Below are 17,006 nucleotides of genomic sequence, written 5' to 3'. Positions count from 1 at the left end.
AAGGTAAAGCTAAAAAGTTAGCATTAGTGGCTGTAGCACATAAGTTATTAAGGCAGGCATATGGTGTATTAAGGAATAGAAAACCATTTGATGAAAATTTTTGTACTTGACATTTAACATAGAACATCCTGAGGACGAAGTCCGAAGGATCTCTTTTTAAATTCTATAAAAACCGCTAATTTCTCACCCAAGGTATATTCTCACTAAGGTATAGATTATATTACAATTCTGCAATTATCTGGAATACTTTCAAACTCTATATCTCACTTTTTCAAAAACTCTGAAACCTTGAACACAGATATTAACTCAAAACCTTCTTTTCTTAGATTTTCTTCTCCGCCTTCCTCTCTATCGACTAACGCAATCACTCCAAGAATATTTAACCCAAAATCTTTTGCCACTTTGCAAGCTTTAAGAGAAGACCCGGCTGTAGTTACAACATCTTCAAGAATAAACACACTTTCACCAGGTTTTACATTTCCTTCAATCTGTTTTCCAGTACCATGACCCTTTGGCTCTTTTCTTACCACGAAAGGCTTGATAGGATTTTTATTTATAAAAGAAATTAAAGATGTAGCATATGCAATGGGATCAGCTCCAAGGGTTAAACCACCCAAAGCGTCAGGCTTTTTATCTTTTACCATCTCATAAATTAGATTTCCGATTAAATATCCACCCTCCGGGTCTAACGTGATTGTTCTTAAATCCAAGTAATAATTACTCATTTTTCCGGAAGAAAGCTTAAAAATTGGCTCATCTGCTACTTTTAAAGCTCTTTCTCTAATCAACTCTTTTAATCTTTTTCTGTAATCCATCTTCAAAACTCCATTTTTATTTTACTTCTTATTTTATAGACCTCGTCTAAATCTATTTCAGCAGAAATTATACCTTCTTCGTTCCTTTCAATATCAAGAATATCTCCCCATGGTGAGTATATAGCAGAATTTCCTGCATATTCTAAATCTCCTATTTTGCCAACGGTATTGGATACAATTACATAAGACTGAGTTTCTATCGCTCGTGCTCTTGATAGTATTTTTAAATGCTCAGCCCTTTCCTTTCCCCATTGGGCAGGCACAAGAATAATTTCAACATCTTTTTTTCTTAGATTGTAAGATATATTAGGAAATCTAAGCTCAAAGCATATCATAAACCCAAGATTGCCGGTTGAACTCTCTGTTATATCTAAGTGTATATTTTTGCCAGCTTTAAAGTATTTATGCTCATCTGTTGGAGTAAACAGTTTTATCTTTGGTCTTTTCCCTGTAATCTCTCCATTATCTATTACAAATCCCATATTGTAAATATCATTTCTTTTTCTCTCGGGCAATGTTCCGGCTATGACAAGTTTTTTATCATGAGAAATTTTTTGTAATTCTCTATAAATTTTTGGTGTTTTTCTTGAATGGTCTAAAAGTCTTTCATTATCAAAGCCGCAGCTAAACATCTCAGGTAGCAAAACTAACGATTCTGATTTAATCTTATCTGACTTTAAAATATCAAATACTTTTTTAATGTTATTTTCAACATTTCCAAGGTCTAAATTAAGTTGCAATGAATAGGCTATCATTTATCTTTTTCCTCTTCTTTTCCTCTAAATATTAATTTTATCGGTGCATTTTCCAATCCAAGTAATTTTCTTAAATTGTTTTCTAAAAATCTTACATAATTTTCTTTGAAGCCTTCGGCTTTATTAACAAAAAGTAAAAATGCAGGTGGTTTACCTTCAAGCTGCGTAGCATAGTAGATCTTTAAAGGTTTGCCTTGATATGTAGGCGGTTGTCTTAGATTTTGTATTTGTTTTATAGCTCTGTTTAACTGACCTGTACCTACTCTTTTCCATGCTTGATTGTAAACATAGACAATCTTTTCCAACAGCTCATCTAAACCTTCTTTTGTCTTTGCAGATGTAAACACTATCGGTGCATAGCTTATAAAATATAACCTTTCTCTAACTTGTTTTTCTACTTTTTCTAAAGTTTTTTTATCCATAGTGTCAATTTTGTTTATAACAATTACTGCTGGCTTGTATCTTCTTTGAATTAATCCTGCTATCTTTGTATCTTGCTCTGTTGCCCCTTGGTTTGCATCTATAACAAGGACAACCACATCAGTCTTTTCTATAGCCTCTATCGTTCTTCCTACAGAAAAAAATTCTAATCCATAATCTACTTTTGATTTTTTTCTCATTCCAGCAGTGTCTAAAAACAGAAACTTTTGTCCGTCCTTTTCATACAAAATATCAACAGTATCTCTTGTAGTTCCGGGTATCTCGGAAACTAAAACTCTTTCTTCATTTAAAAGTGCGTTTATTAAAGAGGACTTTCCGGCGTTTGGCTTTCCAACGATAGCAACTTTTATGTAATCTCTTTTTCCTTCCTCTTCTTCCTCTTCTTGAATTTCTTTTTCATAATCTGGAATATACTCAACAACCTTATCCAACAACTCTGCTAAACCAAGTTTTTGAATGGTAGATATGGGAATAATATTCTCAAATCCAAGTTCATAAAATTCATACGCTAATTTTTCTTTCTCCGGGTCGTCAATTTTATTGACTGCTATAATGACAGGTTTTTCAGTTCTGTGAAGAATGTTTGCAATCTCTTTATCAAGTGGGGTTAATCCTTGCTTTCCATCAACAACAAAAATAAACAAATCTGACAATTCAAGCTCTTTTTCAACTTGTTTTCTTATGTATGGAGCGAATTTATCTTCATCACCAGTGATATACCCGCCAGTATCCACCACTTCGAATTTTACACCCCTCCATTCTGCTGTAGATACAATTCTATCTCTGGTTACACCGGGTATATCCTCCACAATAGCTTTTCTTTGTCCTATGATTCTATTAAACAATGAAGATTTGCCGACGTTCGGTCTTCCTACTATTGCGACTCTAAACATTATTTCTCCTGCGTTTTTCAACGGTTATTTATTTTGTGCTAAAATTTTGAAGGTATATATTTTATCACAATAGCAAACTTTTAAAGAGGTGTTGCCATGGCTACAAAAACTGTCAGTAAAGAAGAGCTAAAATCATTATATGAGAAAGACTTTGTTTTGTGGGTTGAAAAAAATTTAAGACTTCTTAAAGAGAAACAGTTTGATGAAGTGGATTGGGAAAATCTTTTAGAGGAGATAGAAGATATGGGCAGGAGACATTTAGAAAGTGTAATTAGTTTTATGGCTACTATCTTAGAGCATCTTTATAAATGGGAGAATTTTAGAGAAAATGAAAATATGGGAAATGGCTGGATTAGAAGTATTATTAATTCAAGAGCTAAGTTGGAAAAACTATTCATAGAAATACCATCTCTTAAACATAAAGCACCCAATGAATTAGAAACTGCTTGGAAATATGCAGTAATAGACTTAATATCTTGGTTCAAAAAACCAGAAAATACACATTTAGCAAACAAATATTTTGGAAGAGAACCAACGGTTATAGATTTTCCGGAAAAATGTCCATACACTTTCTGGCAGATTTTAGAATACGAACCTTGGAAAAAGAACAAGGAGGAGTAAGAATGATTATGAAAATTATCAGTAAAGAAGAGCTAAAATCATTATATGAGAAAGATTTCTACAAGTGGGTTTTGGAAAATGTAAACCTTCTCAAAAACAAAGAGTTTGATTTGGTAGATTGGGACAATGTGATAGAGGAGCTTGAGAGTATGGGAAGAAGCGAACTTAGAAGTGTAATTAGTTTTATGGCTGTAATTTTAGAACATCTTTATAAATATGAGCATTTTAGAGAAAACGAAACGATGAGAAACAGCTGGGTTAGAAGTATTCTTTCATCAAGAAATCAGATTTATGACTTATTTGAAGAAAGCCCTTCATTAAAGAATAAAGCAAAAGAAGAAATTGAATTGGCTTGGAAAAGTGCAGTTAGAAGATTGATTAACTGGTTTAAATATCCAGAAAATAAACACTTAACAGATAAATATTTCGGAAGAAAACCTACAGAAAAATATTTTCCAGAAAAATGTCCGTATACTTTTAACCAGATTATAGAATACGAACCATGGGAGGAAAAGAATGTTTAAAAAAACACCAATGATTGCACTACCTATAACAGACAAAGATTTAGAAATCACATTAAACAATGCAAAACTAAACAATATCGATATTATCGAACTTCGTATAGATCAATTTGAAAACAAAGAATTAAATCACATAAAAGAAGTAGCTAACAAAGTTAAGTCTTATAATTTTTATACCATTGCAACTGTGAGGAGTAAGTTGGAAGGTGGTTCAGATATATCAGACCCTGAAAGATTGGAAATTTTCAATGCTATTTCTGAATTTGCTGATATTATAGATATAGAGTACACATCAACAAGCATAAAAGAAAAAGTTAAAGAAATTACCAAAAATAAAGGTAAATTACTTTTAATGTCTTATCATGATTTTGAAAAAACACCGTCAGAAGATGAAATCCAAAAATTAATTGACGATTGTAAAATCCAGGGAGCAGATATAGTAAAATATGCCTTTAAAGCCAATACCTTTGAAGATGTGGCAAGGGTTATGTGCATCACTAACAAAAATAAAGATAAAAATATTGTTGCTATATCAATGGGTGAGATTGGCAAAATTACAAGAGTGGCTGGATTTATCTTTGGAAGTTTGATAACATATACATATATAGGACAATCTTTCGCACCTGGTCAAATAGAAGTTAAAAAACTAAATGAGTTAATAGAATTTTTCAAAGGAGGTTAACGGTATGGCTTTAATGTATTCGGTTGATATACCACTTGGAACAAGAATGCCAGATTTTGAACTAAAAGACCCTTTCGGTAATGTTTATAAAAGTGATGACCTGTATGGTGAAAAAGGGTTATTAGTAGTCTTTACTTGTAATCACTGCCCTTATGCTATTGCTGTATGGCCAAGATTGATAAGATTGTCTAAATACGCAAAAGAGCTTGGTATAAATACAGTTGCAATAAATCCAAATATACATCCAAACTATCCAGAAGATGCGCCGGAGAAAATGATAGAAAAGATAGAAGAATGGGGAATTCCATTTCCTTATCTAATAGACGAAACTCAACAAGTAGCAAAAGCTTTTAAAGCACAGTGTACACCGGATATTTATCTATTTGATAAAGACCATAAACTTGTATATCATGGAAGAATTGATGATAATTGGCAAGATGAATCAAAAGTTACAAAAGAAGAATTAAAAGAAGCGATTACAAACTTAGCAGAAGGAAAACCAATAAACCCGGTTCAGTATCCATCAATGGGTTGCTCTATAAAATGGAGAGAATAAGGTTTTAAGATACGTCGGGCGGGAAATTAAGTAAGAGTATGAGATTCTTCGCTTCGCTCAGAATGACATCAATAGAACCCTCTCTGTCATCCTGGAGAGTGTTCAAAAATTTTTACAAGTTTACCCTTATCCGTCATCCTAAGAACTTTAGCCCGACGGATCTCCTTCCTAAATTTTATAAAGTCCCTAATTCCTTACCCAAAAATACTGTATTTATACTCTAAAAATTCTAAATACTCTTTATCTATTTTACCCATCTCTAACTGTTCTTTCAATGTGTAAAAATGGCTTATATGTTCTTTTAATCTATTTGTTGCATATTGCTGAGCTGTTTCTGTTGTTATTAAAAATGTCCAATCGCTACTTTGAGCCAACATTAGCTGAACTTCTAACTGTTTTAAGACTCTTTGATTGTTATATTTAGATTTTAAGCTTTCTAAATCTCTTTCCATTTGATGTAAATATCTATAAACCCAGTGATTTTTTGGATTTATCCATACTTCATAGTATCCTTTATCACCCCAAGATGATGGAGATGGTCTAATTACTTGGTTTTCTGGATATATATTTAGATATTCAGATGGTGTAATTGCTTTAAATTGTTTATGTTTGTCGATTTCTTTAAAAAGGTTATATAAAAATTCTGGTCCTTCAAACCACCAATGACCAAACAGTTCTGCATCGTAAGGAGAAACTATTAACGGCAGTCTATCCATAAATTTACCAAGATGTTCCATTTGTTTCTCTCTTGATATGTGAAAATGTCCAGCATGAACCTTTGTCATCTCTTTTGCTTTATCCGGGTCGTATGGCTGTTTGTGGGCAAGGTCAACATCTCCCGTTACTCTGTAATATTTTATTCCTGTATAAACTCTAATTCCATCTGGACTTATATAGTCTTTGATATAATCAAATTCAAGGTCAAAACCTATATCTCTATAAAAGTCTCTGTAGTTAGGGTCTCCTGGGTATCCTTCCTTTGCACTCCATACTTGTTTTGAAGACTCTGGGTCCCTTCCAAATGCTGCCACTTTTGATGGTGTGTATACAGGTGCAAAAACGCCGTATCTTGGAGTTGGCTTTCCAAAAATCAATCCATGAGAATCTAAAAAGAAATACTCTATTCCATGCTTAGCTAATATGCTATCAAGTCCATCGTAATATGCACATTCTGCAAGCCAAATGCCTTTTGGTTTTTTACCGAAAAATTTTTCGTGAGTTTTGACTGCAAGCTCAATTTGTCTCTCTACAGATTGAATTTCTGGTTGAAGTAAAGGTAAAAATCCATGGGTTGCATTGCAAGTAATTATTTCTATGTATCCTTTTTCTTCAAAATATCTATAACCGTTTAAAACATTTTGATTTAAAAATCCGTAAAAAAAATCTTTAATATCAGTAAACAGCTTGTTATAAAAATTTGCCAGCTTGTTAAACGTTTCACTTGCTCTTGTTCTCTTGATTTCTTTTTCTGTAAGGGATAGCATTTTGTCAAGATATTTTTTGTACTTTTCAATCAGCAGCCGGTCTGATAGCATATATGCTAAAGGTGGAGTGATAGAGGTTGTTATTCTAAAATCTACGCCTTCTTCTTCAAGCTTCTTAAATCTCATCAAAAGCGGTATGTATGTTTCTGTTATAGCTTCAAAAAGCCAATGCTCTTCAAGAAAGTATTCATATTCTGGGTGTTTTACAAATGGCAAGTGGGAATGTAATACTGGCATCCAATAGCCTTTCATTGAGTCTCCCTCCTTGTGATGTAGGTATGTATAAATTTAGTTTATATTCCTTAAAAGGAAACAATCGGGAATATTCTAACATAACAAGATTTTAAAGGATGGATGATGAGTATTAGCATTAGAGGATAAAATTTTAATCATCTCTTTATTCTTTTACTTGAATAAGAGTTTAACGACGATTCTTTAGAATGTATAGAAGTTTTCGAAAGATAATTAAAAAGAAGAACTTTTAGAACAAGAAATACGTCGAGTGAGAAATTCAGTAAAAAGAGAAGATTCTTCGCTTCGGTCAGAATGACATCTTTGAGGTCAGGATTCTTCGTCGGTTTCAAAATGACAGTGCGGATTTTTTCAAGCACCCTTAGCATAAATTTAAATAAAATTATCCAGATGGATTTTTAAAGTATGATAATATATTTTTTAAACCAAAAAACACGAGGTTAGTCGTTGAAAAAGATAAATATCGGGATTGTTGGATATGGTGTAGTTGGCAGTAGCGTTGTTAAAATCTTAGATAAAGACAGAGAAATCATCACTCAAAAATCAGATTTAGATATAAACGTTAAAAAAGTCTATACAAGAAATTGGAATAGAAAATTATTATATCCAATAGATGACAGTAAAAAAGCTAAAACAGTTGATGAGATAATTAACGATAAAGATATAGATATTGTCGTTGAAGTGGCAGGTGGAATAGAGTTTCCATACCAACTTATCACACAGGCAATAAAAAACAGAAAAAACATCGTAACTGCAAATAAAGCACTGCTTGCAGAAAAAGGCAAAGATATATTTAGTCTTGCACAAAAGTATGATGTTAGAGTTGGCTTTGAGGCGGCGGTTGCCGGTGGAATTCCGATAATAAAAGCACTGAGAGAAGGATTGGTTGCAAATGATATAAACAAAATCTACGGAATACTAAACGGAACAACTAACTATATACTTACATCTATGTATACAGAAGGAAAAAGCTTTGAGCAGGCATTAAAAGAAGCGCAAGAAAAAGGCTATGCAGAAGCAGACCCAACCCTTGACATAAACGGAACAGATGCAGCACATAAAATATCCATCCTTGCTTCTTTATCCTTTGGCGGGTTTGTTGATTTTTCACAAGTTTACGTAGAAGGAATAGACAAAATAGATACATTAGATATAGAACTTGGAAGGGAGCTTGGATACACTCTAAAACTTCTTGCCATTGCAAAATCTCATGGAGAAGAGGTAGAAATAAGAGTAAATCCTACATTCTTACCATCTTGGCATCCACTTTCTAAGGTTGACGGAGTATTTAATGCTGTGATGGTAGAAGGTAATAACGTTGGCGAAACTATGTTTTATGGAAGAGGGGCAGGCGGACTGCCAACGGCAAGCGCAGTAATCAGTGATATTGTATGCATCGGAAAATCTATTGCCAACAACTTAGGAAGAGATTTAGAAATCACATCTATGGATTGGAAGCATAAAGATTTAACCCTTACAAAAGTGAAAGATTTTTACACAAGATATTACATAAGATTTACAGTTCCGGACATTACAGGCATCCTTGCAAAGATTGCATCAGTGTTTGCAAAGTACAACATCAGCATTGCAGCAGTCATTCAAAAAGAAAAAGTTTTAAAACTTCAAAAAGAAACAAAAGAAAAAGTAGTTCCGCTTGTGATTTTAACCCATACAGCATCAGAAAACAACATACAGCTTGCTATTAAAGAAATCGTGTCTAACAAATACAGCGTAGAAATTCCGGTAATCATAAGAGTAGAGGATGAGGAATGAAGTAAACAAAAAGCTTGTTTATATAGCCGTAGCAATATTTCTTTTGGTTTTTTCAATCTTTAATCCATTTTTAAACCTATCTTATGAAGCAAAAACAACCATCGGCATTTTCTTATTCTGCATAGCACTTTGGATTTCAGAAATTGCACCCCTTGGGATAGTAGGACTATTTGGAATAGTTTTATCCATCATTCTTGGAGCAAGTAATGTAAAAACTGCTTTTGAAGGCTTTTCAAATCCTGTTATCTTTTTAATGATAGGAAGTTTTTTGATTGCTAACGCAATTTATAAATACGGTCTTGACAAGAGAGTTGCATTATACTTTTTATCAAAAGACTTCTTTTTAAAAAGTCCGTTTAGGCTTGTACTTGGATTTTCTTTACTAACCTTTTTTCTTTCTATGTGGCTAAGTAATACCGCCACCACTGTTATAATGGTTTCTATAGCCCTTGGAGTTATTCATCTACTGAAAGACCAGAAAAAACCAGGATTTAAAAAGTTTGCTATGTTATTCTTACTCAGTATTGCATACAGTGCATCTATCGGGGGAATTGGTACAATCGTAGGCTCACCAACTAACTTGGTAAGCATTGGATTTTTAAAAGAGAAAGGTATAGAAATAAGCTTTTTAGATTGGTCTATAAAAGCACTTCCTGTAGCTTTTGCAATCTACGTGTTTATGCTTTTATACATAAGATTTAACATAAGAGAGTTTAGTATCTCAAAAGAAGCACTGCTTGAAATCATTCAATCTAACAAGGCACAGCTTGGAAAGATAAAAAACGAAGAGAAAATAGTTGGATTTGTATTTCTGCTAACTGTTTTTTTATGGATTTTGCCGTCGATTTTTACATTACTTGGTTTTGAAAACATCGGCAAACTCTTAAATCAAAAGCTTCCTGAAAGCGTGGTTGCAGTTCTGACAGCATCTTTGCTGTTTATCATTCCAAAAGATTTGAAAGAGTTTAAGCCTGTTATGTCTGTAGAAGACTTAAAAGAGATTGACTGGGACACTATCTTACTTTTTGCATCAGGAATTTCTCTTGGAGAGTTAATCACAAAATCAGGACTTGGAAAAGTATTAGCAGAGACTGTTAAAAATGCTTTTAGTCATGAGATGATATTAGCTTTATTGTTCGTTGTAATTATTTTAGCAATTATTTTGACAGAAATTACTTCAAACACAGCCACAGCAATAGTCCTAACTCCAATAGTAATATCAATATTAGAAAGCTATAATGTAAACCTTATAAATCCTGTAATGTCTGTTGCAATAGCTGCAAGCCTTGCATTTATGCTTCCAATCTCCACACCACCAAACGCAATCGTTTACTCAACCAAGCACGTAGATGTTAAAACTATGATAAAATTTGGCTTTTTGCTTGATGTTATAGGAAGTGTTATAATATATATTTTCTTAATTCTTTTAAATTATGCTGGGTGAGGAATTGATGATTTTTATAAAGGAGATCCTTCGGACTTGCGTCCTCAGGATGACAAGGAAAGCGAAAGTAGAGCAATTCATGAATTGCCATTACAGAATAGGGTGAGAATTTGGAAGTAAAGTTGTCATTCTGAAGCCGACGAAGAATCTCATGCTTTTAAATTTCTCACCTAACCATATTTTATTTTTAAAATAAATTTTATAAAGGAGTAGCGAATGAGTGTAAAATGGGAGTTTTCAGCAGGCGGAGTTGTCATTAAAGAAGAAGACGGACAGACTTTTGTACTCCTTATTAGAAACAAAGATAAATATGGCTTTCCAAAAGGAAACATTGAAAGAACGGAGAAAAAAGAAGAGGCGGCAGTTAGAGAAGTTAGAGAAGAGACCGGCGTTGATGCAGAACCAATTGAGTACTTAGGAAACGTAGAATACTGGTACAGGTCTGGTACTGACACAATTCATAAGTTCGTTTACTACTACTTAATGAAGTACAAAGGCGGAGAGTTAAACCCACAAAAAGAAGAGATAGAAGCAGCAGAATGGGTGCCGGCAGAAGAAGTGTTAGACAAACTTTCTTTTGATAAAGATAAAAAAATTTATAACATTGCAATGCAAAAACTACAAAAATTAAAAGTTCATGCTTGAAGCATTTGTTAAACTTTATTTTAATTACATTCAAAGAAAGCCAAGAGAAAAAGCATTAAAATTAGCTGAAAAAATAGGAAAAGTATTATATTTATTAAATTACAGAAAAGATGTAATACATAAAAACTTAGATATTGCATTTCCAGACAAAGATTATCAGTGGAAGGAAGAGATAAGAAAAAAATCTCTCATTAACATAGGAAGGGTTTTGGTAGAGTTTCCAAAACAGCCTCAATATGTAAAGTCTGGAGAAATCAAAAATATATTTATTATCACAAAAGGATTTGAAGAGTTAAAAAGCTATGTAGGTAAAGGTGCTATAGTTGTATCTGGGCATATATCAAGCTGGGAAATGTGCGGTGCTGGTTTATCAGCATACTTAGGCGGTATGACAAGCTTAGCATACAGACAGAAAAATCAAAAAATAAATGATTTAATAACAAAAATCAGACAAGAGTCCGGGATTAAAATCATCTTTCATGACCAACCTTTAAAAACATTTATCAACGCTTTAAACAAAGGGGAGATAATATCCTTTCTTGTAGACCAAAACGCATTAAGACATAGAGGCTACTTTGTTGATTTTTTTGGATTAAAAGCATCTACTGTAAACTTTCCGGCTAAGCTTGCAGTTAAGTATAACGTGCCTATATTTTTTGCATACACATACTTTGATGAAAATCATAGTAAATACTTTTGTGAAATAGAAAAATTAGAGTATAATATAGGAAAAGATAGTGAAGAAACAGCGTATAATATAGTTCAAGCCTACACTAAAAAAGTAGAAGAAGCTGTAAGAAAACATCCAGACCAGTATTTATGGGTTCATAAAAGATGGAAAACAAGGGAAAATGAAAACTTAGAAAAAATTTACTAAGGAGGTGAAAAATGAATCCATTAAGAATACAAAGAATTATGATGTCAATAATCTTAATTACAGGATTATTGCTTGATTTAAATGGCTACGACTGGGGAGAGTATTTAATCTGGTTTGTGGCTATCATGGCTTTAATAGCTGGAATTACCGGCTTTTGTCCATCTGATTTTATCTTGAAAAAGATTACAGGAAAAGAAATAACTTGTAAAGAGGCTTAATGAGATTTTTACATATCTCTGATACCCACCTTGGGTATCAGCAGTACAATATTAAAGAGAGGGAAAGGGATTATTTTGACGTTTTCCAAGAAGCTATAGACAAAGCTATTGAGAAAAACGTTGATTTTATAATCCATACAGGTGATTTCTTTCATTCAAGCAGACCAAGTAATGAGTCTATCCTTGATGGATTGTATCTTATAAAGAAATTAAAAGACCACAAAATCCCTATGTTTGTAATTCCGGGCAACCATGACAGAGGTAGCGGAACAAGAGACAGAAACGCCTTAGAAATCTTATCTGAATTTGGTTTAAGACTTCTTAATAATGATTTTATAGAGTACAACGGAGTTAATATCTTTGGCTTAAAATATATCTCTCCAATCCATTTTAAAAGAAACGTTGTTCTAAAAGACATCCTTTATGACTTATACGAGAAAGCAACGGATAAAAACAATTTTAATATATTAATGCTACACTTAGAGTTTGCATCGGTTTTTAGCTCTAGCGAATTACAAACCATATCAGACGTACCGTTTGAGTATGACTATGTTGGCATTGGTCATTACCATCAAAGACAAGAACCAATAAAAGAAGAAGGTAGGTACGTTGTTTATCCTGGTTCTACTGAATACACACAGTTTAACGAAAAAAGCTATGTAGAAAAAGGCTGTTATTTAGTTGAAGTAGGCGGTAAAAGTATAGAAAAAATAGAGTTTGTTCCGTTAAACGCAAGAAAGTTTTTAAGCTACAGCGTAGATTACTCAGAAATTGATAAATTTTTAGAAGATATGGAAAAAGATTTAAACAGCTTAAATTTAAACAAAAAGCCAATATTAAGCTTGAATATAAACACACAAGAAAACATCTCGAACAAAGATATTTTAAGAATTTTAGAATCTAAAAACCTTGCCAAAGAATTTCTACACATTAAAATCGATGTAAATCGAAATAAAAAAGATATTTTAGATGATACAACTTCATCAAATTCTGAAAGCTTCTCGGCAGTAGAAAAGCTTAAAGAAGTTGTGGATGATGAAGAGTTAAGAATAAAATTAGAAGAAATTTTTAAAATAGCAGAATCTTACGAAAATGTAAAAGACTTAGAAGAGTTTATAAAACACCATCCAGAAATGTTTGAGATTTAAAGGTTAAAGATTGGAAAATCTGCAACCGTTTCCATGGGTGAAGAAAAGATGATGACTTAACAGAAAAATAGAAAATGGAAGGATGGATGGTTGGTAAAGCTGAAGGTAAGAAAGAAGCTTTGATAAAACTAATTCAACTAAAATTTGGAGCAGCTGCGGAAAATTTAGAGAAAGTTATTTATGAATGTAAGGATTTAGAGGAATTAGATAAAATTCTTACAAAAGTTGCATTAGCTAACAGCATTGAAGAGATTAATATGAAGCGAAGTGTGATAGGTAATAACAAATTCATTCTGCAGCCGTGCGAAGAATCTCCGCCCTTTTACCTCTTACTTTCTCACTTTATCACTCCAAGCCATACAGCTTTAATACTTTTTCGTCAAGTTCTTTTTGGATTTCTTCCAATCTTTCCTCGGCTTCCTTTTCAGTTATTTTCCCAGAAAATTTTTCTTCCTGAATTCTCTTAGCTCTGTCGAAGATAAACTCAAATTCTTTTAATTGCTCGGGAGTTGGAATTATTATAGGAAATTCTTTTGCATCACCAGTAGTAAGATGTACCGTTATATTTAAAAAAGTATTTTTGTACAATCCAAAAAAAGATGAATTCATTAAACATATAAGATATTTATCACTAATCATTTTCGGCATTAATGAGATAAATGTCATAGCCTCTGTAGAATGTACGGATTTTTCTTTAATTCTGCACACTATTTTTGTTCCAGTAACATTATTCCAACAAAAACCCTCTTTAAAATAAAACTGCTGATTTCTAACGACTGGCATTCCCTCGCCTTTCTTTCCTGAATTTTCCTTTAAAAACCTAACATTCTCTCTGCTCCAATCTATATAATACGGCGTTGGAGCCCACCAACGATTGCCGTCTTTATCTCCTTTATCATACGGGACAAACGTTTTGTCTCCATCTATTCCGTTTAACTTTTCATCATCACTCAAACTATCCACATCAGCTATCTCATCTTTACTAACAATCCTATAAAGCCAACCTTGTCCAAAAATATCCCTTCCGTATTTTTCCTTTAAACCATCAAACAACTTTCTAATCTCTTTTTCAGTTAAACTATTAAGATAATCCTCTACATCTTTTTTAGATTTTAGATTGCTAAGCTCCTTTGGATTTTGAGTTTTTATAAAATTCCAAAGCTTCTCAGGTCTTTCCTTCTTAACTTTTTCAGCCCATTTTGTACCTTCCAATACACCAATGTATTTGCCGTTATTACCGGTTGCAAGCCCTTGCCCACCTTCTGTAATCAATCCAAGCAAAGTTATATCGCCTGCTTTTAAAGAATTTCTGTACTCATCAAGAAATCTTTTATACTTATTGAGCTTTTTACTATCAGATATAAATTGCCACCATTTATCTAACAATTCTTTAACTTTTTTACCAAGCTTTTCATAAATCCTTAAATTAAACTCCGTTGGCACAAAAAATACATTATTTGCAACGTTTTTATAAATTTCATCTTTAACTTTATAAACTTCTTTCTTATCCAATCCATTTCTTGCATCTATAAAAAGTATTTCATAATCTTCAACTTTTGTTTTTTGAACAATGGTAATACAAGTATCTACCATAGCACTCTCAAAAGGATTTGCAGTATCTACCAACTGTAAAAGTTTATTATCTAAAATTAGCTTTCTTAAATTTTTCTTTGTCTGAATAGTCCAAAAAGTTTTAGATGAGATAAACGCCAAAATTCCATTTTCTCTTAAAATTTCAATACCTTTAAAGTAAAAATGATTATACAGGTCATCAGAAAAACCGTAAATCTTTTCTAAGACTTTCTTAAGCTTCTCATCAACGCCCTTTGTAGATACATACGGTGGATTACCAATCACAATATCAAAACCATTTTTATTTGGATCTTGAAATACCTCTGCAAAATAAACTCTAAAATCGAACTCACTATTCCCATTAGAGATTTCATTAATTAGCCGATCAATTTCTTCTTTTATCTTTAATTTTTCTTTTGAATTTGACTCTCTATAATATTTATGTTCCAATTCTATCAAATTTTCTATTTTATCTTTATTAAAAATAATCTTATCAATCTTTTGTAGCGAATTTCCCCTAACTAATCTTATAATCTAAGTTTGGAAGTGGTTTTATATCCTTAAAAGACTCCTCATCAACAACCAAAGACAACCAAAACCTTAACTTACATACCTCAATAGCTCCCGGGTCTATATCTACGCCGTAGATAGAATTCTCTATCGTATGCCTTTTTAAATCATATGTGTTAAGATTGTTTTTTGTGTATACAGAAAGAAGCTGTCTTAACTTTACAATCTCATGAAGCATACCAACAGGAAAAGCCCCAGAACCAACAGCAGGGTCGCAAATTTTCAAACCATCAAGCAGGTTGTCTATTTCTTGTGCATTATGTATAATGCTTTCTGGGATTTTATATTCGTATTTTGTATTTTCATTGCCATTTTCAACTTTCTTTTGTGCTACTTTTTCATTTTCAATAAACAAGTCAGCAAAATTTACAAACACTTCCAAATCTTCTCTACTAACCTTACCATCTAACTGAGATTCAAGGTAGTAAATAAGACTTTCACTACACATATAATGAACAATTTCTCTTGGAGTGTAATAAACTCCATACTCCCTGTTAAATTCATTTTCTTTGGCAGAAGACTTTAGAGCTTTTAAATACTCATCAAAGTTATCTTCTCTGATTGCGTTGAGTTTTTCATAAATCTTACCAAGTAGCTCTGGGTCAAGTGCTACCTCTTTTTCAAGTGGCTCTTCTTCATTTACAGTAAAGTTATACCTATCAAATACATCAAGAATGCCGTTTTCATCTTTGTTTGAGAACAATTCGTTTGGAATTAGAAGGTCTATGTCCACCCAATTAAAATCGTTTGGCGGGTCAAAAAGTCCACCGTTTAAAAATGGAATTTTACAATTAAGCTTATCGTAGTAATGGTCGTTAAAACTTCTATCAACTCTTAAAGCTTCGTAAAACAAAGGTTCAAGCACTTCGTTATAAAAATTTTTATAGCTTATATACTCACCATTAAAAAGCCTTCTAATAAAATCTCTTGGACCTGTTCCAAAATCTTTACCCTTCTCTACACCAAACCAACCTTTTTTCTGTAAAAAGTATAAAAACACTATCTGACCAAGAAGCTTTTTAGCAAAGGACACAGTGCTGATATTTTTATCTTCAAACTCTTTTTTAACAGCCGGATTTTCTTTTACAATCTTATCAAGTTCAAGCTTAGTTTTGATAAATAGGTCTCTATACTCTTTGAAAAATTCCTTAGTGATAGTCTCTATATCAAAGGCTTTTTGAATCTCTTCTAAGCTTGGATTTTTATCTGATTTTAGAAGCTCTAAAAATCTTGATTGTGCGGTGTGGCTCTTTTCATTTTTTCCTACCAAAAAAGACCATCTTTTAGCGGGTGAAGGTACTTCTTTTACCTTACCGTCTTCTTTTTTATACTCTAACTTAACAAAAGAAAATCTCCAATCTTCCTCGTCAGGAGATACAAAAGCAACAAGTGCAGCATCTTTAAGGGATTTAGTTCCATGATTTCCCCTTAGGTAATCAGCTACAAAGTTCCTCTGTGCTACTCTTGACCTGTATAAAGATTGTCCTTTTTTAAGATAAACAATAAGGACGTCTATAATTCTACCTTCTGGGTCTTCATACCGCCCCAATCTTTCCCAAGAAGTTATAAAATCTCTGTACTTTTCTGGTACTGCTTGATTTCCGCTTCTTTTTGGAAGAGCTTTACTCCTATCAAAATTTTTCTTTAAAAGTTCAGTTATAAACTTGTCAAATTTTTCTATTTTAAACCCACTTTCAAACGTATCTCTTACAAGCTCTTTTGCTTGTTTGTCATTCATA

16 protein-coding genes and 1 pseudogene are annotated in these 17,006 nt (G+C 32.6%); 11 read left to right on the top strand and 6 right to left on the bottom strand.

Annotated elements, in window-relative coordinates; genetic code table 11:
- Positions 1-110, top strand: a pseudogene (locus Q0929_RS08955) (IS110 family transposase); the annotation flags it as partial.
- A gap of 153 nt (positions 111-263) precedes the next feature.
- Here Q0929_RS08955 and pyrE read toward each other — a convergent pair.
- Genes pyrE through der form a run of 3 tightly spaced genes read right to left on the bottom strand, consistent with a single transcriptional unit; the run spans position 264 to position 2,904 of the window.
- Entirely contained in the window at positions 264-815 is a 552-nt protein-coding gene (pyrE, locus tag Q0929_RS04840; protein ID WP_299238486.1) for an orotate phosphoribosyltransferase, read from the bottom strand.
- A 2-nt stretch (positions 816-817) separates the two neighbouring features.
- Positions 818-1,570, bottom strand: a complete 753-nt coding sequence (locus Q0929_RS04835; RefSeq protein ID WP_299238484.1) for a nitrilase-related carbon-nitrogen hydrolase — start codon at positions 1,568-1,570, stop codon at positions 818-820.
- Positions 1,567-2,904, bottom strand: a complete 1,338-nt coding sequence (der, locus tag Q0929_RS04830; protein WP_299238482.1) for a ribosome biogenesis GTPase Der — start codon at positions 2,902-2,904, stop codon at positions 1,567-1,569. The genes Q0929_RS04835 and der overlap by 4 nt, the downstream gene beginning before the upstream one ends.
- Positions 2,905-3,000: 96 nt before the next feature.
- Between der and Q0929_RS04825 the strand changes: the two genes are divergently transcribed.
- The 4 genes from Q0929_RS04825 to Q0929_RS04810 are packed head-to-tail and all read left to right on the top strand — an operon-like array spanning position 3,001 to position 5,284.
- Positions 3,001-3,525 carry a DUF29 domain-containing protein gene (locus Q0929_RS04825; protein WP_299238479.1) on the top strand — a complete coding sequence of 175 codons (525 nt, stop codon included), beginning with the start codon at positions 3,001-3,003 and terminating at the stop codon, positions 3,523-3,525.
- A gap of 2 nt (positions 3,526-3,527) precedes the next feature.
- The gene (locus Q0929_RS04820; protein ID WP_299238478.1) at positions 3,528-4,049 is read left to right on the top strand and encodes a DUF29 domain-containing protein; all 522 of its coding nucleotides are present in this window, start codon (positions 3,528-3,530) and stop codon (positions 4,047-4,049) included.
- Positions 4,042-4,728: a type I 3-dehydroquinate dehydratase gene (gene aroD / locus Q0929_RS04815; RefSeq protein ID WP_299238476.1), complete on the top strand. Its 687-nt coding sequence runs from the start codon at positions 4,042-4,044 to the stop codon at positions 4,726-4,728. Before Q0929_RS04820 ends, aroD begins: the two co-directional genes overlap by 8 nt.
- A 4-nt stretch (positions 4,729-4,732) precedes the next feature.
- Positions 4,733-5,284 (top strand): thioredoxin family protein, encoded by a 552-nt coding sequence (locus Q0929_RS04810; RefSeq protein ID WP_299238474.1) that lies wholly within the window; start codon positions 4,733-4,735, stop codon positions 5,282-5,284.
- Positions 5,285-5,478: 194 nt separating this feature from the next.
- On the opposite strand, the gene Q0929_RS04805 is transcribed toward Q0929_RS04810, so the two are convergent.
- Complete coding sequence (locus tag Q0929_RS04805) at positions 5,479-7,020, bottom strand: 1,4-alpha-glucan branching protein domain-containing protein (protein WP_299238472.1); 1,542 nt, start codon at positions 7,018-7,020, stop codon at positions 5,479-5,481.
- Between the two features lie 447 nt (positions 7,021-7,467).
- On the opposite strand from Q0929_RS04805, the gene Q0929_RS04800 reads away from it, so the two are divergent.
- From Q0929_RS04800 to Q0929_RS04775, 6 genes are all read left to right on the top strand, one after another.
- Positions 7,468-8,793 (top strand): homoserine dehydrogenase, encoded by a 1,326-nt coding sequence (locus tag Q0929_RS04800; protein WP_299238470.1) that lies wholly within the window; start codon positions 7,468-7,470, stop codon positions 8,791-8,793.
- Entirely contained in the window at positions 8,783-10,237 is a 1,455-nt protein-coding gene (locus Q0929_RS04795) for an SLC13 family permease (RefSeq protein ID WP_299238468.1), read from the top strand. The genes Q0929_RS04800 and Q0929_RS04795 overlap by 11 nt, the downstream gene beginning before the upstream one ends.
- A 216-nt stretch (positions 10,238-10,453) precedes the next feature.
- Positions 10,454-10,882: an NUDIX hydrolase gene (locus Q0929_RS04790; RefSeq protein WP_299238467.1), complete on the top strand. Its 429-nt coding sequence runs from the start codon at positions 10,454-10,456 to the stop codon at positions 10,880-10,882.
- Entirely contained in the window at positions 10,875-11,759 is an 885-nt protein-coding gene (locus tag Q0929_RS04785) for a lysophospholipid acyltransferase family protein (protein ID WP_299238465.1), read from the top strand. The genes Q0929_RS04790 and Q0929_RS04785 overlap by 8 nt, the downstream gene beginning before the upstream one ends.
- A gap of 11 nt (positions 11,760-11,770) precedes the next feature.
- Positions 11,771-11,977 carry a YgaP-like transmembrane domain gene (locus tag Q0929_RS04780; protein WP_299238463.1) on the top strand — a complete coding sequence of 69 codons (207 nt, stop codon included), beginning with the start codon at positions 11,771-11,773 and terminating at the stop codon, positions 11,975-11,977.
- Positions 11,977-13,125 carry a DNA repair exonuclease gene (locus Q0929_RS04775; RefSeq protein WP_299238461.1) on the top strand — a complete coding sequence of 383 codons (1,149 nt, stop codon included), beginning with the start codon at positions 11,977-11,979 and terminating at the stop codon, positions 13,123-13,125. The genes Q0929_RS04780 and Q0929_RS04775 overlap by 1 nt, the downstream gene beginning before the upstream one ends.
- A 345-nt stretch (positions 13,126-13,470) precedes the next feature.
- Here the strand turns inward: Q0929_RS04775 and Q0929_RS04770 are convergent, their stop codons facing one another.
- A complete protein-coding gene (locus Q0929_RS04770) occupies positions 13,471-15,156 on the bottom strand; it encodes an Eco57I restriction-modification methylase domain-containing protein (RefSeq protein WP_299238459.1) in 1,686 nt (561 codons plus the stop codon).
- A 58-nt stretch (positions 15,157-15,214) separates the two neighbouring features.
- Positions 15,215-17,005: a hypothetical protein gene (locus tag Q0929_RS04765; RefSeq protein ID WP_299238457.1), complete on the bottom strand. Its 1,791-nt coding sequence runs from the start codon at positions 17,003-17,005 to the stop codon at positions 15,215-15,217.
- Position 17,006 lies beyond the last annotated feature (1 nt).

The sequence above is a fragment of the Sulfurihydrogenibium sp. genome (genome assembly GCF_028276765.1).
GTDB lineage: Bacteria > Aquificota > Aquificia > Aquificales > Hydrogenothermaceae > Sulfurihydrogenibium.
Note: the sequence above shows the minus strand (reverse complement) of the source record. Positions and strands in the feature narration are given on the sequence as shown.